Consider the following 20,177-nt stretch of genomic DNA (forward strand, 5'->3'; position numbering starts at 1 on the left):
GAGGGCTCTGACAAAAGAGGCTGGCTCCCTCCCCCCGGGGTCGGCCTTTTCCTCGGCGATATCCCGAAAGGTCAGGATTTGCTGATGCTGGCGGCGCTGTTCGTGTCAGAACAACATTTTATCCTATCCATGCGTCCACTCGCCTCAACCGCCCTGACAATGCCAGCCCCCGTTTTTTAGCGAGAGCGTTTTGGTGATTTGTCGCCGTTCTTGTAAATTTAAGGAGTAAAAGATGAAAAATTTTCTGACCCTCATGACCGGCGCGGCGCTTCTGGCTGCCTCACCAGCCTTGGCGCAAGACGCTGCCCCCACCGTTGAAGCGAAGGTTGGCATGAAAGTCTATGGGCCCAACGGCGGTGATGTCGGCACCGTTGATTCGGTAAGCGACGGTGCCGTGGTTGTGGATACCGGCAAGAACAAGGCCGCGCTCGCAACCAATGCCTTTGCGAAAGCGGAAAATGGCCTGTCGATCATGATGACAAAGGCTGATCTTGACGCTGCCATAGAAAAGGCGGCCGCCGATGCACAGGCCCAATTGCTGGCCAGCCTGACGCCTGGCACCGAAGTCAAAACCGTAACCGGCGCTGCGGTCATTGGTACCATTCAGGAAAGCGATGCCGACTATGTGACTGTCGAACATAACGGTCAGCCGGTGAAGCTGCCTGTCGCTGCCTTCATGGCCAAGGCTGACGGAGTGTCGATCACGATGACCGAAGAACAATTTAAAGCGGCCCTTGCCGGTACGCAATAAATTCTCGCTTCAGTGGCGGCGGGCCAGCAGGCCTGCCGCTGCTAGTCGCTGAATTTCAGACCCAATTCATACATTGCAATCGCGGCCTGGGCTGCCTCGCCGCCCTTGTTCTTGCGGCTCTTGTCAGCCCGCGCCAGCGCCTGTTCCTCGTTCTCGACAGTGATAATGCCGTTACCGATTGCGGCGCCATCCATGGTCAGTGCCATGATGCCGCGCGCGCTTTCGCCGGCAACAATCTCGAAATGATAGGTTTCACCGCGGATGACCACGCCAATTGCGATAAAGCCGTCATATTGATCGCTGTCGATCGCAAGCGAGATGGCGCCGGGAATTTCCAGCGCGCCGGGTATCGTGATCACTTCATGCTCGTGACCCGCTGCCTTCAGTGCATCGGTGGCCCCTTCGATCAGCATGTCGTTGAGATGGTCATAAAAACGCGCTTCGACGATTAGGAATTTTGCCATTTTATATTTCTTTCAAATGCATCATCCTGAACCGGTTTCAGGATCTGGTGGATATGTCGATGAATCTCCTGAAATAGATTCAGGATGCCGAGGCGATCAAGTGTTCTCCAGCGCCTTGCCTTTTTCCGTGCTCTCGCCGGTGGGCACTGCGCGCTGTCCAACGATCCGCAACCCGTAAGCGTCCAGCCCGACCAGGTCATGGCTGCTATTGGTCAGCAGTTCCATATCATGAACACCCAGTTCGCTGAGAATTTGCGCGCCGACGCCATAGTCGCGCAACTGGTCCATCGGCGGCGGTTTGTCTTCCGCCAGGCTGCGGACCTGCTGTGAGAAAAAGTCGGGCACACGCGGGTTGATGAATACGATGATACCAGAACCTTCTTCGCCGATGATCTTCATCGACTGCTCGATCACATTGAGGCGACCGGTATTTTGCGCAAACAGGTCGGGGAAGATGGAGGTGGCATGCATCCGCACGAGCGTCGGCTTGTCGGGGTCGACATGGCCTTTCTGGACAACAATCTGCTCGCTCTCGGTCGCCATATTGTAGAAGGTGATGGCCTTCCATTCGCCGCCCCAGCGGCTGGTGAACCGGGCTTCTACCCGGCGTTCGGTGAGATGGTCGTGGCGCAGACGATAGGCGATCAGATCGCGGATCGTGCCGATTTTCATGCCATGATGCTGGGCAAATTCGATCAGGTCGTCGAGCCGCGCCATCTCGCCATCATCCTTCATGATCTCGCAGATCACACCGGATGGATTGAGACCCGCAAGCCGTGAGACATCGACCGCCGCTTCGGTATGGCCGGCGCGGACGAGCACGCCGCCATTGCGTGCCTGCAGCGGGAAGACATGGCCGGGGGTGACAATTTCTTCCTTGCCCTTGGTCCGGTCGATCGCCACCGCCACGGTGCGCGCGCGGTCGGCGGCGCTAATCCCGGTGGTGACACCGTCGCGCGCCTCGATCGAAATGGTGAAGGCGGTTTCATGCGCGGTGCGGTTGTTCTGGCTCATCATGTCGAGGCCCAGTTCCTCGACCCGGCCCCGAGTCAGTGCCAGACAGATCAGGCCGCGACCATATTTCGCCATGAAGTTGATCGCATCGGGCGTTGCCATTTGCGCCGGGATGATGAGGTCGCCTTCATTTTCACGGTCCTCGTCGTCGACGAGAATATACATCCGTCCGTTGCGCGCCTCGTTGATGATTTCTTCCGCCGTCGCCATGACTCCGCTGCCGCCACGGGCCAGATAGGTCTCAAGCTTGCCAAGCGTTTCCGCCGTGGGATTCCAGTCCTCGTCACCCAGCCGCCGCAGGCTGTTGGCGTGCAGGCCAGCGGCCCGCGCCAGTCCCGCGCGCGTTTCCTCACCCGATTCAATCAGTTCGATCAATTGCGCGATCAGGATTTTGCTCATGGACTGGCCTCTCAATGTGATATTGGGAATCGCCTATCACACTGAAATGTGATCCGTCTAGAGGGAATGTCACATTGAATTTCACATTCTCCCCGAAATATTATTTCAAACTTGGCAATATGCGCCGGGATATGGGCTTGAAAAGCCACGGCCTCACCGCATCGGTCATCGTTTGGAGATTGCTGCAATCATTCTTCGATTTGGTGCAGTTTTCTGCCAATTTAGCCGGGATGACGATAGGCAGGACAGCCTTTTACGGCGCACGCGCTGGTGACCATTAATCTATAAAAACTCCCTGAGCGTCTCGATAAACAGGTCAAACTGGTCATGGTGCAGCCAGTGGCCGGCCTCGGCAAATTCCTTCACCGTCGCATTGTCGCCGAAATATTGCATCCGGCCGTCTTTCTCCGGATTGCTCGCCCAGCTGTCGGCGCCATAATGGAGCTGGGTCGGACAAGTGATGTTGCCCCACAGCTCGTGGATCGCATCTTGTGACAGGTCAATGCTGTCCCAGTGCTGGACATAGGGATCGAACTTCCAGCTATAGCTGCCATCCTCGTTGCGGATCACCGCGTGGGTGGTCAGGTGGCGGGCCTGTTCGTCGGAGAGATGCTGGTTGGCTTCCTGCATCCGTTTTAACGCGTCGTCAAAAGTGGGATAGCGTTTCACCTGCCGGCCGGCAGATCTGCGCTTTTCCTCGATGCTGTTGCGCACACGCTGTATCTCGCCGATCTTGTCCCTTTCGGCGAGCATCTCGGGGCTTGCTCCCAGCCCTTCGATCGCCACCAGCTTGCGCACCGTGTCAGGATAGAGCCCGGTATAGCGCAGAGCGATATTGCCGCCCATGCTGTGCGCGACAATAGTGACCGGGGACAGATCAAGCTGGTGGATCAGCTGGGCGAGATCGATGACCATCGGCATGATCGCATAATTGCCATCGGTGCTCCACTGGCTGTCGCCATGGCCGCGGACGTCGGGACAGATGATATGCCAGTCCTCGCGCAACGCCTGCGCCGTCCAGTCCCAGTTGCGGCAATGGTCCCGGCCGCCATGGAGCAGGATCAGCGGCGGCTTGTCCTCATTGCCCCAGTCGGCATAATGCAGTTTGAGCCGCTGGGAGAAATAGCTGTGCGAGGCGGGGCCGATCAGGGTCATTGGGTTTCCGTTCGGAGGTGGGAAGATTGAGCCAGTCTCTATAGGGACTGGTCTGGTTGGACAAGGGATTGGATGATGCGGCAAATATCCGCTTCCCGCCCGAACCGCGTCTTGCTCGATTCATGCCGGCAATCCTGCTGCACACCTTCAGTTTTCTCGTGAAATCTTCACCGCTATGGATTTGAAAGAGGGCGTCTTGCTGCGAGGGTCAACCCTGTTTGATGTCAAAATATTTGCTTCCGGATAATAAGCCATCACATTGCCCGTCGGGACATCGAAGGGATAGACGGTCAGTCCGCGCATTTCGCCCTGTTCCGATTCTAGTGTCACCTTGTCTCCGTCGCCAAGGTCAAGCGCGTCAATATCCGACGGATTCATCAGCACGCACCAGCGCGTGGACGTCTGGCGATAGCTGTCTTTCTCTTCGTAGATAATGCTGTTGAACTGGCCCTCGCTTCTTATCGTCGCCAGTGTGAAGGGCCAATTGCCGCTCTGTTTCGCTTTCGGAAGGGTTGGATGCACGGCAAAACGGGCCTTGCCGGTTGCGGTGCGAAAAACCGGACTGTGCAGGATCCGGTTGCGGACATGAAATTCCGTTTTGGCGATAGCGATGGATTTCAGTTCTTCCATGCCCGGAATCGTTTCCGCTATCGCCTCCCTGATCCTATTGTGGCTCCCAAAGGCGGCAAAATTGATCGGGCAATCCGGCAGCAAACGTTGTCCGAGCTCCGCCAGGATCGCGACCTCCGGCCGGACATTGTCGTGACGTTTGATGCCCCCGTCACTCATGCGCACGAAATTGAACATCGATTCCTGGGTCGTGGGCTGCCATTCTTCATCTCTCGCCGTAACCGGCAATATCAATGTTTCACCGCCCCTGGCACCGGCCAGATGGCCCTTGTTCAACGTCGTCGTCAGGAACATCTTGAACCCGATATTTTCCATCGCCTTGGCGGCGCACTTGCTGTTGGGGGTTGCGGCAAAGAGATTGCCGCCCATGATCACCGCAGCATCAATATCTCCCGATGCCGCAGCCTCGATAGTGGCAAGCGTATCCAGGCCTTTGCGATCTGGAAATTTTACGCCCATTTTTGCTTCAATTTGCGCGACGATCTCCTGCGCCAAAACCGGTTTTACGCCGATCGTGCCAATGCCTTGCACATTGCTGTGCCCGCGCAACGGAAGCAGGCCCGCACCGGGGCGGCCGATCATCCCGCACAATAGCGCCAGATTGGAAATATATTCGATATTCTCGACGCCATGAACATGGTGGGTCATGCCCATGCCCCAGGAAAATACGGCTGCTTCGGCATCGCCGCAAAGGCGTGCCACTTCAGCAAGTTCTGCTTTCGGGACACCGCAATCATCTTCAATTTCCGGCCATGATATTCCGGCCAGATCGGAGAGAAAGTCATCGCTATTTTCGGTATATTGGTCGATGAATTCGCGGTTCATCAGGCCCTGTTCGACCACCGATTTTGCGATTCCTTTCAACAGGGTGACATCCGTGCCGATGCGGGGCTGCAGGTAAAGCGATGCGATTTCATCGCCGCCTTTGATCATGGATTTCGGGCTCTTCGGCACGGCAAATTTAACCAGGCCCGGTTCCCTGGCCGGGTTGATGATGATGACATGCCCGCCGCGATCGCGTACCGATTTCAGCAGGTGGATGAACCGCGGGTGATTGGAAGACGGATTGGCACCGATGACAAACACCAGATCGCTTTTCTTGAGATCGGAAAGTTCTACGGTTGCGGTACCGGTTCCGATCGTCGATTCCATCGCCACCGAAGTTGCCTGGTGGCAATAATAGGAGCAGTTGGTGACATTATTGGTTCCATAGGCGCGTGCCAGCAGCTGGAATAGAAAGCCTGCCTCGTTGGATGATCGCCCGGAACTATAGAAAAAACTGCGATCAGGTTCCGTTTCTTTCAGGCGTTCGGTCATCCGGGTGAGCGCGAAATCCCAGCTGACTATCTCGAATTTGCCGGAATCCTCCGCTTTGAAAATCGGATTGGCAAGGCGACCGAGCTGTTCGATTTCCCGAGCGGACAGTTCATCAAGTTCGGCAAGGCTATGGGCAAAAATCTCATCGGGAATGGCGGGCTGAATGTCGGTTGATTGCGCCTGAACACTCTTGTTGCATATGGATGGAAATTCACCAATTTCATTGGTCATGCCGCCCATTTGACCGCCCATGCCAAGCCCGCACGCCTTGCATGCATTTCGCGCGCGCAAGGCCTTCGCCGCTTTGGTAAGTCCGATGCGCCGGACCGTATTCAGCGTGTACAGGACCTTCTTGGGGCCACCACCGACGACCGGGTTCACCATTGCTCCACCCCAATTCCCATCATGTGTTTTGCGAAACCATCAATTGCCAATTGCCGATCGCCTACGGCCAATATGCCAGCACGAGGAAAAACACAAAAAATACCTGCAATTGCGCAATATTATTGCTGATATCCGCCGCAGGTAATTCGGTGCTTTCGCTGGCCGACAAGTTCGTGGTGAACAGCGATTCTCATTCAGCCGCCAATTAGCATTTGACAGCAACCCATCATGCTCTCTACTTAAGAATGAGAATCATTCGCATTATCAATAAATACAGGGAAACATCCATGAAATCGAACTTCCGTCGACGGAGCATGGCCTTCAGCTGCAGTCTTCTAGCGTTGGGCTATTCCCAGGCGGCGAACGCGGCTGATGATGCCGGATCCGGTTTTGATGAAAATATTATCACTGTCACCGCCACCCGGGCACCGGTGGAGGTGGCCGATGCCCCCGCCACGGTTACGGTGATTGATCAGGAACAAATTGCCGATGAACTGGCGACCGATGTGCGCGATATCGTACGCTTTGAACCCGGTGTCTCGGTTCGTCGGGCTCCGGCCCGCTTTGGCGCGGCGCTTGGCACGACGGGCCGGGCCGGGAATGAAGATTTCAATATTCGCGGCATTGGCGGCAATCGTGTGCTGATCCAGGTTGATGGCATCCGGTCGCCACAGGGTTATAGTTTTGGCGCGCAGGAAGTCGGGCGCGGCAATGCAACCGATGTCGGCCTGATCAAGTCGGTCGAGATTTTGCGCGGTCCGGCTTCGGCGCTTTATGGCAGCGACGGCCTGTCCGGTGCGGTCAGTTTCATCACCGCCGATCCCGCAGACTTTATCAGCGACGGCAATAGCATCGGCGGTTTTGCCCGCGCGCAATATAGCTCGGCTGATCAGGAATTTTCCGAAACCGTGGCGCTTGCCGGACGGACGGGCGACTTCTCGGCGATGGCGGCTTATTCGCGCCGTGATTTCGAAGAGCTTGATAACAAGGGCACAATCGACACAGAAGATGCAACCCGCACGACGCCCAATCCGCAGGATGGCGCGTCCAATGCGTTTCTCGGCAAGCTGGTCTGGAGCAACGGCTCCCACAAAGTGCGTCTGACCGGCGAATATCTCGAACGCGAACTGTCCTCCGACATATTATCGGGGCGCGGGCCCGTGTTTCTGTTCGGTCCAACCCCTAGCTGGATCGTCGACAATCTGACCGCGCAGGATGAAACAAAACGCAGCCGGGTATCGATCGATTATACCTATGATGCCGGTGAAGAGGGTTCCGGCTTTATCGATTATGCCCATCTCGCGGCTTATTGGCAGGACGGCAAGGACCGGCAATTTGCCCTGGAAGAACGCACGCCCATTGGGGCAACCCCGCGTCCGGATCGGGAACGACTGAACACGTTCGACAATCAAGTCATCGGCGCGGTTGCCGATTTCCGGTCAACATTCACGACTGGCTCGGTCAATCACACGCTCACATTTGGCGGCGATATCAGCAAGACCGAGCAGGACGGATTGCGCGACGGGACAGAACCTCCGTTCGGGGAAGTTTTCCCGACGCGCGCTTTCCCGAAGACGGACTTCACGCTTGGCGGCGTCTATCTGGGAGACGCGATCGAATTTGGCGACGGTATATTCACCCTCTATCCGGCGCTGCGCTATGATTTTTACGACCTGAATCCGACCAATGATCCCTTGCTGCCGGCCTTCACGCCCAGCGCGCAGGATGGTTCGAAACTGTCCCCCAAATTGGGAGCCGTTGCCAAATTCGGGGATGTCCGGCTGTTCGCCAACTATGCGCGCGGTTTCCGCGCGCCGACTCCCAGTCAGGTCAATAATTTCTTTGAAAATCTGGCCTATGGCTATTCCTCCCTGGCCAATCCGGACCTCGGCCCGGAAACCAGCGACAGCTTCGAGGCGGGCATTCGCTACGCCACCGACGCTGTCAGCCTGACCCTGACGGCGTTTACCGCGGATTATTCCGACTTCATCAGTCAGGAACAGGTGTCCGGCAGCTTCACCCCCGGTGATCCGGCCATATATCAGTTCGTCAATCTCGATGATGTGACCGTCAAAGGCGTGGAAGCCAAGGCGAGCTATGAAGCAGAAAGCGGCTTTCGGGCACGCTTCGCCATTGCCTTTGCCGACGGGACGGTAAATTCGCCGAACAGTCCCCCGGCATCGCTTTCCACGATCGATCCGATCAACGCGATCCTGGGGCTCGGCTATAGCGAACCGACAGGAGCGTTCGGCGGCGAAGTCATCCTGAGCTATAATGCGCAGAAGGAAGCCAATGAGACTGTCGGAGTTTGCTCTGCCGTCTGCTTCCGTCCTGATGAGTCAGTGATTATCGATGCAACTGCCTTTGTCCGGATCACCGAAAACGCGAAAATCCGGGCGGGAATATTCAACATTGCCGACAAGAAATATTCGCTGTGGAGCGACGTCCGGGGGTTGGCGGCAACGTCGGATATCACCGACGCATTCACCCAGCCGGGCCGTAACGCCAGCATTTCACTCAGCATCTCATTCTAGTCGCACGGGGGAGAAACGACGATGATCATGAAATTGAAAACCCGACTGGGTGCAGCCCTGTTCGCATTGGCAATGGCCACATCACCGGCACTGGCCAGTGGCGATCAGCAGCCGATCGCACCCGCCGAAATACCGGCTTCCTTCGAACAGGACCGCGCCGATATATTGGCGATGGCCGGCGATTATAAAGTCCGGTTTGATATGGCGGAAACCACATCATGGCGTGATGATTATATACCGATCAAGGCCAAAATCTCTGGTGGCCATGAAAGCGTGCGCGTCATCAAGGACACGGGCCGGGAGATCATCCTGCAGCATCTTCTGGTGGTCGAGCATGAAGGCGAGACATTTGTCATCAAGCACTGGCGCCAGGACTGGATGTATGAGCCGGCCCAGCTGCTGGTCTATGCAGAAGCCGGAAAATGGGTGAACGAAGATGTCCCGGCGTCGCAGCGCCATGGCAGATGGTCCCAGACGGTCTGGCAAGTCGACGACAGCCCCCGCTACGGCGGCCTGGGACAATGGAAGACGGTCAATGGTATCCGTAACTGGACCAGCAACTGGACCGCCCGGCCGCTGGCGCGCCGGGACGCCGTGCGCAATCCGGTCTATGATCATTATCAGGCGATCAATCGCCACCAACCGATGCCCGGCGGCTGGATTCACTGGCAGGATAATACAAAGATGAAAACGGTCGATGGCAAGGCGCTGCCTTATGTCCAGGAATCGGTGCTCAACACCTATAAAAAATATGATGGCTATAGGGTCAGTGCTGCGGATGATTATTGGAGTAAAACCGAGGGCTATTGGAAAGAGGTCCGCGACGAATGGGATGCCGCTATCGTCCGGAACGGCGGCGTGACCGTCCAAGAAGAAGCGCAAACAGGCACGGTGATCAGCGCGCGGCTTTTGGAAATGGGGACAGAGATTTCCGATGGCAAAACATCGGAAGCTGCTGCGGTCAGGGAAGCGCGGTCCCTTATTCAAGATGCTACCAGCAAGCGGTCCGCAAAAAGCGCGTCCCAGACAACGCCTGCCTCAGCAGAATATTGATGGGACAGCCGATATCCGCATTTGTGCAGTCGCTGGCCGTTACCCCAAATCTTTCGGCTATGCCTGCTGCGCAAATGCGGATCATTGTGGCGATGCGGATTGCCGTTCTGGCACGGCGGAAAAGGCTCGATCCAAAGCCCTATTTGGCCAAACAACTGGGCGATGAGAAAGCGGCCCGCCATTTCGCCCATATCATCGAAATGATGAGCGATTGCTGGCCGGAACCGTTGATGGTGCACCGTCCGTGCTGTGCCAGTGTCAGCTATGATGAAATGCTGGTGCTCGATCTGACCACTGCGACGGTACAAAATGAACCAGAGCATTTTCATGGACTGATGGGCGAGATGATTGGTCGATCTGACAGACAAAAACTGCAGCTTGGTTTCGCGAAATTTGCTGCCCGATTTATACGCCGAGGAATCCTGTAGTGAACAAGGTTAAAACCAGGAACCTGTTGATATTGGTTCATCTGTTTCTCGCGGCCTTTTTGGCACCGTCTTTTTTGATGGTCGGCATAACCGGTGCACTGAAACTTGCTGGCGTCAATCCGTCGATCGAGGATATTGCCATTGAATTGCCGGCTGACACGCAGCTTGATCCAGACAGCCCGACGCTCAAGCAGGATATTGCCACAATTCTTTCCGCCCGGAATATCCATCTCGATATCGAGAGCGTCCGCAGCCGCGATGGCAAAATGACGACCCGGCCGACGTCGCGCACCTTCGCGCGGATCAACGTGACGCCCGACGGGCTGCAGGCATCGCTGCACAAGCCCGGTTTGCAATATGCGATGATGGAATTGCACAAGGGCCATGGCCCGGCGCTGTTCAAGACCTATCAGCTTGTCTCAGGAATTGCGCTGTTTCTCGTCATCGTCGGCGGTCTGGTTGTGGGTTTGATGGCCAGGGCCTACCGCCGCAAAACGATCATCTCTCTGGTGCTGGGAACAGCGGCCTTCGGGATACTTGGTTTCGTCGCCTGATCCACATCGCGAAATCCCGATCATCATCCGGTCCGGATAACGGGGTGGCTCCGACAGATATTCTCGAATCGCAGATTTGAAGGAACGGCAACTACGCGGATTTGCGTAGAGACGCCTTTGTGCCTTTGCCGTAATTTCGGGGCCTATTCTCAAATGGCAATGGAGTCTTTCCCCGATGGACAATCATATGAAAGCGGCAATTTTCATCGAGCCCGGCAGAATCATATTGGGGGAAAAACCGATTCCCGATATCGGGCCTCTCGATGCGCTGATCCGGATTACGACCACCACCATTTGCGGAACGGATATCCACATATTGAAGGGGGAATATCCGGTCGAAAGCGGTCTGACCATCGGCCACGAACCAGTTGGAATCATCGAGAAGCTTGGTTCCTCTGTCGAAGGATTCAGCGAAGGCCAGCGGGTGATTGCCGGCGCAATCACGCCGACCGGGACTTCCTATGCCTCGATGTGCGGCTTTCATTCGCAATGCGGCGGTCATGCAGGGCATGGCTGGAAGGCCATGGGCGGCTGGCGTTTCGGCAATACGATCGACGGCGCGCAGGCGGAATATCTGAGGGTTCCCGATGCAATGGCCAATCTCGCCCCCGTGCCCGACGGCTTGACCGATGAGCAGGTCCTGATGTGTCCCGATATCCTGTCGACCGGTTTCAGCGGCGCCGAATCCGGCAAGATCCGGATCGGCGATACGGTCGCTGTCTTCGCTCAGGGGCCGATTGGTCTGTGCGCGACGGCGGGCGCGAAGATGATGGGTGCGACAACCATCATCGCGGTCGAATCCATTCCAGAGCGCATGGCCATGGCGCGCAGCATGGGGGCGGATCATATTGTTGATTTCAGCAAGGTTGATCCGGTCGACGAGATCATGCGGATTACCGGTGGCCGCGGCGTTGATGTCTCGATCGAGGCGCTGGGCAAGTCGGAGACGTTCGAAGGTGCCCTGCGGGTCTTGCGGCCCGGCGGAACCCTGTCGTCGCTGGGCGTCTATTCCGAGGATCTGACGTTGCCGCTGGATGCTTTTTCAGCAGGTCTGGGCGACAACAAGATTGTCACGACCCTGTGCCCCGGCGGCAAGGAACGGATGCGCAGGCTGATGGATGTGATCGGTTCCGGCCGGGTCGATGCCAGCGGGCTGGTCACCCATCATTTCGCGCTGGATGATATCGAGGCCGCCTATGAGCTGTTTGCAAACCAGCGCGACGGCGTATTGAAGATTGCTGTCCAGCCCTAGTCCTGCATCACGCCCTTGATCAAAATCCGGTGCAGATAGCGCCGTTGTCCTTAATAGTGGCATTGTGCATTCATCATGCAGCGCTTAGCAAGTGATGTAACGGAGGAGAAAGATATGCGCTGGATTGCGGGAATGATGGCGGGATCGCTGGCGGCTTGTGCGCCGGTAACGCAGGATATGGCGCCCGCTCCGGCTGAACCGGAAACGGCGGATACCCAGCCCCTCGATACGATCTCCAATCTGGTCGATGACGAGATTCCGGCACAATTTGACTGGCAGCAGAGCTTCCCCACTTGGTATGCTGCGGTTGCGCCGTTCCGGGTCATCGGCTCCGGCAAGAACGGTATATATTATGTCGGGACCGAGGGGCTTGCGATATATTTTATCCCCACCGACGCGGGCCATATCGTGATTGACGGCGGCATGCCGGGGCAGGGCCAATATGTCGCCGATGCAATCCGTCGGCTGGGCTTTGATCCGGCGGACGTGAAAATCCTGCTCAACAGCCACGCCCATCTTGACCATAGCGGCGGTCTGGCGGAATTAAAGAGGATGACTGGGGCGCAACTGATTGCCAGCGAAGGCGATCGTTCCGCGCTGGAAGGCGGCTTCTATCTCGGTTCCGAGGACGACAGTGCGATGAATGCCCCGCCGGTCAAGGTCGACCGAACCATTGCGGACGGCGAAACGGTGACGCTGGGCAAAGTCACGCTGACCGCGCATATCACGCCCGGTCACAGCCGCGGCTGTACCACCTGGACGATGCCGGTCCTGCAGGATGGCAAAAGCTATGAGGCGCTGATGTTCTGCTCCGCCACCGTCGCTGCCAACCGCTTGATCGGACCGCCCCAATATGAGGGGATTGTTGCGGATTATCGCAAGACCTTCGCGATGACCAAAGACTGGAAACCGGATATCTTCCTGACCAACCATCCGGAATTTTCCGGACTGATGGAAAAGCGCGCGCGTCAGCAAGCGGGCGATCCGCTGGCCTTTGTTGACCGTGAAGGTTTTCCGGCGATGATGGCCCGGCTGGAAAAGGCCTTTGAAGCGGCGCTGCAGAAACAGACATTGAAATATAACGCGATCATGGAGCCGTAACGGCGCAACTGTTTTGCGCCTATGGCGCTGGCAGCCTTGGCTCTGGCTGATCAGTCGTCGGCGACCCATTCGGCGCGCAACGGCCTAGCGGCGAACGCCATCAGCGCCGCTGCAATGAGATAGAAGGCCAGCGAGTAGAGCATCGAGTAGCGCAGCCCGTCTTCGCCGTATATCGGGGTAAGTATGTCGGACAGGGCGCCGAGGAAGAATATCCCGCCGCCGATGCCAATCAGATTGTTGATCAGCAGGAACAGGGCCGATGCGGTGGCGCGGGTCTCGGCGGTGACCAGATGCTGGACCGCGGACAGGACCGGTCCGAGCCAGAAATAGGCCAGTGCCTGCGGAATCAGGAACAGGATGAAGGCGAGTGTGGCGGAGTTGCTCATGATTCCCGCTGCGAACAACGGCACGGCAAGCAAGAAGGCCGCCGCCGGAACCAGCCCGTAGGCGCCCTTGTTCTTGCGTCCCAGCCAGTCACCGATCATGCCGCCGCCGAGCACGCCGGCGACGCCGCCGATCAAGAGTATGGCACCGAAGAACAAGGATGTCTCGATCAGGCTCAGGCCAAAGCTGCGCTGCAACAGGCTGGGCAGCCAGAAGGCGATGCCATAGCCCAGCATCGAACTGGACGCGGCGCCGAAAGCGAGCAGCCAGAAGGCGCGCTTCCGCGCCAATATGCCCACGGTGGTGGTGAAGCGGATGGGCATAGCGACGTGATTGGCCGGTGCTGGCTGTTTCACCCGGTCGCGTACGAAATATTTGAAGAAGGGCGCGATCAGCAAGCCCGAAAGCCCGACGACCAGAAAGGCCAGGCGCCAGTCGACCGTGGCCGCAATATAGCCCCCCGCGATCACCCCGGTGGCCGACCCCAGTGGGATGCCGAGCGAATAGATGGATAGCGCCCGGGCGCGTTTTTCGCTCGGGAAATGGTCGGAAATCAGCGCATAGGAGGGTGCGACACCGCCCGCTTCACCGATGCCGACGCCCAGCCGCATCAGGAAAATCGACCAGAAACCCTGTGCCATGCCGGTCAGCGCGGTAAAGCCGCTCCAGATGGCCAGCGAAATGGTGATCACCCAGCTCCGGCTTGTCTTGTCCGCCAGCCAGGCCAGCGGCACGGCAAGCGTTGAATAGAGCAAGGCAAAGGCAATGCCGCCGAGCAACCCCATCTGGGTGTCGCTCAGCCCGAGATCGGCCTGGATCGGGCCGGCCAGTATTGCGAGGATCTGGCGGTCGACGAAATTGAAAATATAGACGAGCAGCAGCATGAACAGCGCGATATTGGGCGATGTTGTCCGGGTTTTCATGGCCTGATGATCCGCCATCTATTGTCCGGTATCGCCAAGAAACCGGTCGATGGCGGATATGGCTTCGGGTTCGTCGAGCATCGGTGCATGACCGCGCAACGCGATTTCCACGCTGCTGAACTGCTCTGGATGACGGCGTTTCATTTCCGCGATGGTAGCGGGCGCGAGTATGTCTGACAACGCGCCTCTTATGACCAGCGTCGGGATGTCCGCGAGCGTGTCCCAGATCGGCCAGAGATCGGGCGGTACGATGGTCTGTTCGCTGCCCGACAGGCCATCGGCAATTGCCGGGTCATAGGCAAAGCGGATCTTGCCGTCCGGCATTTCCTGGCCGGTGCGGCGAGCGAAACCCATCCAGTCCTGCGCGTCATAATCGACCATCGCATCGCCATGCACGGCTGCGCAATGATCCGCCGCCTGCTGCCAGCTGTCAAACGGGTCGAGCGGGCCGACATAGCTTTGTATCCGCTTGAGGCCGGCGGCTTCCACTGCCGGTCCGATGTCATTCAATATCAGCCGGTCAAACCGCTCGGGTGCCATAGCCGTCATCATCATTGCCATCAGCCCGCCCATCGACGTACCGATCAGGCCCAGCTTGTCGAGCTGCAAGCCATCGATCAGCGCAAACATGTCCATGACATAGCTGGCGGGTGTATAATTTGCCGGTTCGGGATCATATTGCGACCGGCCGCGACCGCGCTGGTCGGGGACAATCAACTGGTATCTCCCCGCCAGATGCGAGACGAGCCCTTCAAAATCGGCGCTGTTGCGGGTGAGCCCGTGCATCAGCAGCAGCGGCGGACCCTCGGCATCATAGATGCGCGCATAAAGGTCCAGCCGGTCGTCGGCGCTGCGGTAGATATAGTCTCGATAGGCAGGCGGAATGGCTATTGCCGGATCCGCCTGCCGTTTCTGTTCGGCCATAGCTTCGCGCCCTAGAACCGGACCCCTGCTGTGACAAAGACCTGACGCGGATTGCCGTAAAATGCGGTCAGCGTACCTTCGGGGCCGAGTGTGCCGACCGGCTGACCATTGGCACCCGGTATAATCACGCCGGTTGTTGGATCGGCGGCCACAAATGTATAGCCTGAAGTCTTGTAGCGTTTGTTGGTCAGGTTCTTTCCGTGCAGACCGATGCTCCAGCGTTTGTCCGGCGCATTATAGACAAGATTGGCATCCCAAAGGGCGAAACCCTTCTGATCGATATAGGGGTTGGCTATTTCGAACTGGTTGGTCTTGCTGCGATAGGACAGGGTTGTGCCCAGATAGAGATCACCGTCTCCAACCGGCGTCGAATAGGCAAATGTTCCGCTGGCGGTCCATTCCGGCGTATTCTGAACGGAGCGGAACTCCGCTACATCTGTCGGTACACCACCGACATCGGTGATATATTCGTCATATTGCGCGTCAATATAGCCAAGCGCACCGGAGAGATTTACCCGGTCGCCACTGGCCAACAGGTCTTCGCCAAGCCGGGCATTTGCTTCGAACTCAATACCCTTCAGGGTGGCCTTGCCGGCGTTATTGATCACACCGCAGAAGGAAGGCAGGCCAGCAACAGTACAGGCGACCGAACCCGGGATCTGCACGTTTTTATAGTCCGTGTAGAAGCCCGCGAGCGCAATATTAAGGGCACCGTCGAGCAGGCTTCCCTTATAGCCGATTTCATAGCTGTCGACCTCTTCCGGTTCGAAACTGAGGAAGGCGGCCACTTCGCTGTCGCTCGGGATGCCGCTGGCGTTGGTCGTCGGTGCATTGACACCGACACCGCGCGGATCGAAGCCGCCGCCCTTGAAGCCCTGAGAGAAGCTCGCATAGATATTGTGGTCAGGCGTTGGCTTGAAGCTCAACGAAGCGCGCGGCGTAAATTTCTTGAAACTGGCGCTGCCTTCAAAATCTGTGCCGGGTGCGCCGAACGGAATGCCCGCACCGCCAAATGTCGGCGATCCCCCACCGAGGTAGTTTTGCCGCAAGATGCTGGCCGACCGCTCGTCCCATGTATAGCGCCCGCCAACCGAGAGGCTCAGCTGTTCGGTGAAATCATAGGTAAAATCGGCAAAGACCGCATAGGTCTCGGTATCGACATTAGCTTCGGTAAAGGCGGTGAGCCCCGCGAAGGTTGTGAAAAGCCGGACATCAAAAAGCGTGTCAGCCTTGGCATCAAGATAATAGAAGCCCACCAGGCCGTTGATCTTGTCGCCTTCATAAAGCAGCTGGAATTCCTGGCTGATCTGTTCGTTCCGGTAAAAACCGGGAACGTCGAGGTCGACCGCTGGCAAGGCATCGAAATCAATCGGGGTCGCCGTGTCATCCTTGCGCCAGGCGCTGATCGACCGCAGGGTGACGGTATCGCTCAGATTGGCAGTGATATTCATCGCCAGACCATAAGCCTCGATGTCCTGTACCGGATCATTAAGTCCGCCGCGCGTGTCGAATACATTGTCCAGCACCGGTGCACCCGATACCGCACCCGGGATCAGGCGGTGGCCGCCCCGTGGATTGCTTTTGTCCTTGGTGTAGTCGCCCGAGATGCGGATCAATACCGGTTCGCCATAACCACCCAGCTCGACGGTTCCGCGTCCAGCCCAGATATCCTTGTTATAATTTTCCAGACCGTTTGTCAGATTGTCGCCAAAGCCTCCGCGCGAAAGGCGCGCGCCCGATGCGCCGACCCGGATAATGTCGGAAACCGGCATGCTGGCGGTGATCACTGCTTCCGCCTGATCATAGGTGCCATAGGTCGCCCGCGCCTTGAAGGAAGGATCCTGCGGCAGCCGCTTGGTCACATATTTGACCGCGCCACCGATGGTGTTACGTCCGTAAAGCGTGCCTTGTGGACCGCGCAAGACTTCGATCCGTTCGACATCATAAATGTCGAGCACAGCTGCCTGCGGACGGTTGAGATACACGTCATCCAGATAGATGCCGACGCCCTGTTCAAAGCCGGAAACCGGGTCCTGCTGGCCGATGCCGCGAATGAAAGCGGAAAGCGTGGAGTTGGTTCCCCGCGATGATTCCAATGTGGTATTGGGGGTCGTCAGACCGATATCGGTGATATCGACGGCACCCTGCTGCTCCAGTTTTTCGGCCGAATAAGCCGTAATCGCAATAGGAACGTCGACCAGCCGCTCTTCACGGCGACGGGCCGTGACCACGATAACGTCGCCTTCCGCGCCCTGATCTGCTGCTTCGGAAGTTTGCGCCTGCGCCTGTACCGGAGCGATCAATCCGGCTGCCAGACCGGAAATAATGGCTGCATAACTGACGGTGTGATGGAATTTCATGGAAACCTCTCCTGCAATAAATGCCCGGTCATTCCGGGTCGATGAGAGACATATATTGAAATATGAATCATTATTCAACTTAGAAATTTGCTTATCCGTTCAAATCGGGTTAGCCGTGACCTTATGGCCACAGAATATTCGGAACATATTGAGTCTAAAGATAAACAGCCGCGCACCGCGCGCGGGCTGCGGACCAAGCGCAAATTGCTCGACGCTGCAGCGCTGGAATTTGGCGAGAAAGGCTTTCACGAAGCATCAATCACCGGGATCACGCAGCGGGCAGGGACCGCCCTGGGCAGCTTCTACACCTATTTTGATTCGAAGGACGAGTTGTTCAGCGCACTGGTCAAGGACATGAGCGCGCGCGTGAAGAGCCATGCCGCGTCGGCGATGACCGAGTGGCAGGATGCACTCGAACGCGAAAAGCTCGCGCTCGAGGCGTTCATGAGCTTTGCCCGCGAGCATAAGGAAATCTACCGGATCATCGACGAAGCGGAATTTGTCGATCCCGCCAGCTATCGGTCACATTATGAAGCAACCGCCAAGCGTATATATGAACGGTTGCAGGAAGGCAGCGCCACTGGTGATTTTCGCGGCGATCTGGAAGAGGCCCATGCTTGGGCGATCATGGGCATGAATGTGTTTCTTGGTCTGCGCTACGGCATCTGGACCGAAGAGAAATCCGCCGTCGAGATCGCTGACATCGCCAACAGCCTTCTGGCGAGGGGCATTGCCGCGGACAAGCGTCGACCGTAATTCGGGACGGGTCTGTTTATGAGAGGCTTATGCTGATCGCGTTGCCAGTTTCCTGGGGCTTTGCGACGCCTGTTGTTCAAGCAGCAATTCAGCCAGTCGCTGGCTGCTGACAGATTTCGAAAAATAAAAGCCCTGTAGGGCGTCGACGCCAAGCTTGGTCAGGAGCTCCATCTGGCTTTCGGTTTCGACGCCTTCCGCGATGATATGAAAGCCGAGCCGTTTCGCCATGGCTATTATGGCCTCGACGATCGCGCCGGCATCGGCATCCTGCTCGAGGTTACAGATGAAGCTGCGGTCAATCTTCAACGTGTCGAACGGGAGATCTCGCAAGAGCGAGAGCGAGGAATAACCCGTGCCGAAGTCGTCGATATGGACGCCGACCCCGCGGGAGCGCAGCAGTTCCAGATTGGCGCGGGTCTGGTCGAGATTGTTCATGATCGTCGACTCGGTGATCTCGACCTTGAGCAGGTGTGGCCGGACCTGGTGTTTTGTCAGGGCGGCGAGCACCAGCAGACCGAACAGCGGGTCGCGGCACTGCACCGGGGAAATGTTGAGGGACACCGGCACTACCGGTACGCCGGCGTCCGACCAGGCGCGAATGAGTGAGCAGGCATCGTCCAGGAGTTTTGCGGCAAGGCGCGGCAGGATATCAAACTTCTCCGCAATCGGGATGAAGTCCGCCGGCGAGATCATCTGTCCGCTACGATCGCGCCAGCGCGCGAGCCCTTCGACGGCCACGATTTCGTGGGTCTGAGCATCGAGAATGGGCTGGAATTCCAGAAAGAATCGGTCGTCCTCTATGTCCGACGGCATGTTGCGTAGCATTTCATTCGCCTGCTGGGCCTCGGCATTCATGGCGTCGTCGAACAGACTGAAGGAGCCGCGACGGCTTACCTTGGCTTTATACATGGCCAAGTCGGCTTGCGCGAGCAGCTCCTCGGTGCTGATATCTCCGGTAAAATCCGATGCTCCCCCGACGCTGGCACTCGCCGCCACCCGCGCATCGCCATCCACGCTGATCGATTCGATCACTGCGATCACACGAGAGGCAATTTTGGGTACGCTTTCGGCGGATTCCAGCTCGGTGGCAACCACGGCAAATTCGTCTCCCCCCAAGCGCGCCAAAGTATAGTCGCTGCCGAGTTCGGCGGAAAGCGCACTGGCAATTTGCTTGAGCAGATTATCGCCGATACGGTGCCCGTAGACGTCGTTGATTTCCTTGAAATGATCGATATCGAACAGGCATATTGCACAGCCGGTTTGCGAGTCCCGCGAACTCGCAATCGCATCACTCATACGGGTCAGCATTGTCCGGCGATTGAGCAACCCGGTCAGTGGATCAGTCTGCGCGAGGCGGAGCAGTTCGACCTCGTGTTGCTTGCGCTCAATTGCATATTGAATCGTGCGCAGCAGAGGCCGGGGCAGGAGGTCCGCCTTGTCGAGATAATCCGCAGCGCCCTGTTTAAGCGCCTCGGTCCCGGCCGCAAGATCGGAGTTACCGGTGAGAACGATGATTGGTATGTCGGGACATGCCCGCCCCAGCGAAGTCAGCCCGTTCAAACCCGTCGTGTCTGGAAGCCCGAGGTCGAGCAAAATGGCGTCAAAGGGGCTCAGGCTGCCGGAGAGCAATGCCCGCGCGTCGGCCAGCGTGCCAACGCTGCTAACCTCACAGGACAGCCTGGCCTCAAGGCTGCCTTCCTGAAGGGCGATCTCGGCGAGCCTGCGGTCGCCGGGATTGTCTTCGATCAGGAGGACCGACAAGCTCTGTTTGGTAGCAATTATCATCTGGATATC

Annotated in this window: 16 protein-coding genes; 8 read left to right on the forward strand and 8 right to left on the reverse strand. The window is 57.5% G+C overall.

Going from position 1 to position 20,177, the window contains the following annotated elements:
• Window positions 1–232 precede the first annotated feature (232 nt).
• Window positions 233–751 carry a hypothetical protein gene (locus tag ACN0WX_RS04395; protein ID WP_417621055.1) on the forward strand — a complete coding sequence of 173 codons (519 nt, stop codon included), beginning with the start codon at window positions 233–235 and terminating at the stop codon, window positions 749–751.
• A 41-nt stretch (window positions 752–792) separates the two neighbouring features.
• Here the strand turns inward: ACN0WX_RS04395 and ribH are convergent, their stop codons facing one another.
• From ribH to ACN0WX_RS04415, 4 genes are all read right to left on the reverse strand, one after another.
• On the reverse strand, window positions 793–1,215 hold the full coding sequence (gene ribH, locus ACN0WX_RS04400) for a 6,7-dimethyl-8-ribityllumazine synthase (RefSeq protein ID WP_417621056.1): 423 nt from the start codon (window positions 1,213–1,215) through the stop codon (window positions 793–795).
• A gap of 96 nt (window positions 1,216–1,311) precedes the next feature.
• Window positions 1,312–2,628: a 3,4-dihydroxy-2-butanone-4-phosphate synthase gene (gene ribB / locus ACN0WX_RS04405; protein ID WP_417621057.1), complete on the reverse strand. Its 1,317-nt coding sequence runs from the start codon at window positions 2,626–2,628 to the stop codon at window positions 1,312–1,314.
• 282 nt (window positions 2,629–2,910) lie between these two features.
• Window positions 2,911–3,783 (reverse strand): alpha/beta fold hydrolase, encoded by an 873-nt coding sequence (locus ACN0WX_RS04410; RefSeq protein WP_417621058.1) that lies wholly within the window; start codon window positions 3,781–3,783, stop codon window positions 2,911–2,913.
• A gap of 147 nt (window positions 3,784–3,930) precedes the next feature.
• Window positions 3,931–6,114, reverse strand: a complete 2,184-nt coding sequence (locus ACN0WX_RS04415; RefSeq protein ID WP_417621059.1) for an FdhF/YdeP family oxidoreductase — start codon at window positions 6,112–6,114, stop codon at window positions 3,931–3,933.
• 287 nt (window positions 6,115–6,401) lie between these two features.
• On the opposite strand from ACN0WX_RS04415, the gene ACN0WX_RS04420 reads away from it, so the two are divergent.
• The 6 genes from ACN0WX_RS04420 (at window position 6,402) to bla (ending at window position 13,036) form a co-directional block, all read left to right on the forward strand.
• Window positions 6,402–8,648, forward strand: a complete 2,247-nt coding sequence (locus ACN0WX_RS04420; protein ID WP_417621060.1) for a TonB-dependent hemoglobin/transferrin/lactoferrin family receptor — start codon at window positions 6,402–6,404, stop codon at window positions 8,646–8,648.
• Between the two features lie 21 nt (window positions 8,649–8,669).
• Complete coding sequence (locus ACN0WX_RS04425; RefSeq protein WP_417621061.1) at window positions 8,670–9,701, forward strand: DUF6607 family protein; 1,032 nt, start codon at window positions 8,670–8,672, stop codon at window positions 9,699–9,701.
• Window positions 9,701–10,129 carry a hypothetical protein gene (locus tag ACN0WX_RS04430; RefSeq protein WP_417621062.1) on the forward strand — a complete coding sequence of 143 codons (429 nt, stop codon included), beginning with the start codon at window positions 9,701–9,703 and terminating at the stop codon, window positions 10,127–10,129. The genes ACN0WX_RS04425 and ACN0WX_RS04430 overlap by 1 nt, the downstream gene beginning before the upstream one ends.
• A complete protein-coding gene (locus ACN0WX_RS04435; RefSeq protein ID WP_417621063.1) occupies window positions 10,129–10,683 on the forward strand; it encodes a hypothetical protein in 555 nt (184 codons plus the stop codon). Before ACN0WX_RS04430 ends, ACN0WX_RS04435 begins: the two co-directional genes overlap by 1 nt.
• A gap of 187 nt (window positions 10,684–10,870) precedes the next feature.
• Window positions 10,871–11,935 (forward strand): NAD(P)-dependent alcohol dehydrogenase, encoded by a 1,065-nt coding sequence (locus ACN0WX_RS04440; RefSeq protein ID WP_417621064.1) that lies wholly within the window; start codon window positions 10,871–10,873, stop codon window positions 11,933–11,935.
• 114 nt (window positions 11,936–12,049) lie between these two features.
• Window positions 12,050–13,036 (forward strand): subclass B3 metallo-beta-lactamase, encoded by a 987-nt coding sequence (gene bla, locus ACN0WX_RS04445; protein WP_417621065.1) that lies wholly within the window; start codon window positions 12,050–12,052, stop codon window positions 13,034–13,036.
• Between the two features lie 50 nt (window positions 13,037–13,086).
• Here bla and ACN0WX_RS04450 read toward each other — a convergent pair whose 3' ends face one another.
• From ACN0WX_RS04450 to ACN0WX_RS04460, 3 genes are read right to left on the reverse strand one after another with little or no spacing between them, the layout of a single operon-like run.
• A complete protein-coding gene (locus tag ACN0WX_RS04450) occupies window positions 13,087–14,361 on the reverse strand; it encodes a spinster family MFS transporter (RefSeq protein WP_417621066.1) in 1,275 nt (424 codons plus the stop codon).
• Window positions 14,362–15,267 (reverse strand): alpha/beta fold hydrolase, encoded by a 906-nt coding sequence (locus ACN0WX_RS04455; RefSeq protein WP_417621067.1) that lies wholly within the window; start codon window positions 15,265–15,267, stop codon window positions 14,362–14,364.
• An 11-nt stretch (window positions 15,268–15,278) separates the two neighbouring features.
• Window positions 15,279–17,627 (reverse strand): TonB-dependent receptor, encoded by a 2,349-nt coding sequence (locus ACN0WX_RS04460; protein WP_417621068.1) that lies wholly within the window; start codon window positions 17,625–17,627, stop codon window positions 15,279–15,281.
• A gap of 123 nt (window positions 17,628–17,750) precedes the next feature.
• On the opposite strand from ACN0WX_RS04460, the gene ACN0WX_RS04465 reads away from it, so the two are divergent.
• The gene (locus tag ACN0WX_RS04465; protein WP_417621069.1) at window positions 17,751–18,383 is read left to right on the forward strand and encodes a TetR/AcrR family transcriptional regulator; all 633 of its coding nucleotides are present in this window, start codon (window positions 17,751–17,753) and stop codon (window positions 18,381–18,383) included.
• 27 nt (window positions 18,384–18,410) lie between these two features.
• On the opposite strand, the gene ACN0WX_RS04470 is transcribed toward ACN0WX_RS04465, so the two are convergent.
• Window positions 18,411–20,168: an EAL domain-containing protein gene (locus tag ACN0WX_RS04470; protein WP_417621070.1), complete on the reverse strand. Its 1,758-nt coding sequence runs from the start codon at window positions 20,166–20,168 to the stop codon at window positions 18,411–18,413.
• Window positions 20,169–20,177 lie beyond the last annotated feature (9 nt).

It is taken from the genome of Parasphingorhabdus sp. (assembly GCF_048269915.1).
Taxonomy (GTDB): domain Bacteria; phylum Pseudomonadota; class Alphaproteobacteria; order Sphingomonadales; family Sphingomonadaceae; genus Parasphingorhabdus.

Excerpts from the sequence above, each read along its gene's own strand:
- ACN0WX_RS04450 (WP_417621066.1), bottom strand. The coding sequence starts at position 14,361 with ATGGCGGATCATCAGGCCATGAAAACCCGGACAACATCGCCCAATATC.
- ACN0WX_RS04425 (WP_417621061.1), top strand. The coding sequence starts at position 8,670 with ATGATCATGAAATTGAAAACCCGACTGGGTGCAGCCCTGTTCGCATTG.
- ACN0WX_RS04395 (WP_417621055.1), top strand. The coding sequence starts at position 233 with ATGAAAAATTTTCTGACCCTCATGACCGGCGCGGCGCTTCTGGCTGCC.
- ACN0WX_RS04430 (WP_417621062.1), top strand. The coding sequence starts at position 9,701 with ATGGGACAGCCGATATCCGCATTTGTGCAGTCGCTGGCCGTTACCCCA.
- ACN0WX_RS04460 (WP_417621068.1), bottom strand. The coding sequence starts at position 17,627 with ATGAAATTCCATCACACCGTCAGTTATGCAGCCATTATTTCCGGTCTG.
- ACN0WX_RS04420 (WP_417621060.1), top strand. The coding sequence starts at position 6,402 with ATGAAATCGAACTTCCGTCGACGGAGCATGGCCTTCAGCTGCAGTCTT.
- ACN0WX_RS04415 (WP_417621059.1), bottom strand. The coding sequence starts at position 6,114 with ATGGTGAACCCGGTCGTCGGTGGTGGCCCCAAGAAGGTCCTGTACACG.
- ribH (WP_417621056.1), bottom strand. The coding sequence starts at position 1,215 with ATGGCAAAATTCCTAATCGTCGAAGCGCGTTTTTATGACCATCTCAAC.
- ACN0WX_RS04470 (WP_417621070.1), bottom strand. The coding sequence starts at position 20,168 with ATGATAATTGCTACCAAACAGAGCTTGTCGGTCCTCCTGATCGAAGAC.
- ACN0WX_RS04465 (WP_417621069.1), top strand. The coding sequence starts at position 17,751 with ATGGCCACAGAATATTCGGAACATATTGAGTCTAAAGATAAACAGCCG.
- ACN0WX_RS04455 (WP_417621067.1), bottom strand. The coding sequence starts at position 15,267 with ATGGCCGAACAGAAACGGCAGGCGGATCCGGCAATAGCCATTCCGCCT.
- ACN0WX_RS04440 (WP_417621064.1), top strand. The coding sequence starts at position 10,871 with ATGAAAGCGGCAATTTTCATCGAGCCCGGCAGAATCATATTGGGGGAA.
- bla (WP_417621065.1), top strand. The coding sequence starts at position 12,050 with ATGCGCTGGATTGCGGGAATGATGGCGGGATCGCTGGCGGCTTGTGCG.
- ribB (WP_417621057.1), bottom strand. The coding sequence starts at position 2,628 with ATGAGCAAAATCCTGATCGCGCAATTGATCGAACTGATTGAATCGGGT.
- ACN0WX_RS04410 (WP_417621058.1), bottom strand. The coding sequence starts at position 3,783 with ATGACCCTGATCGGCCCCGCCTCGCACAGCTATTTCTCCCAGCGGCTC.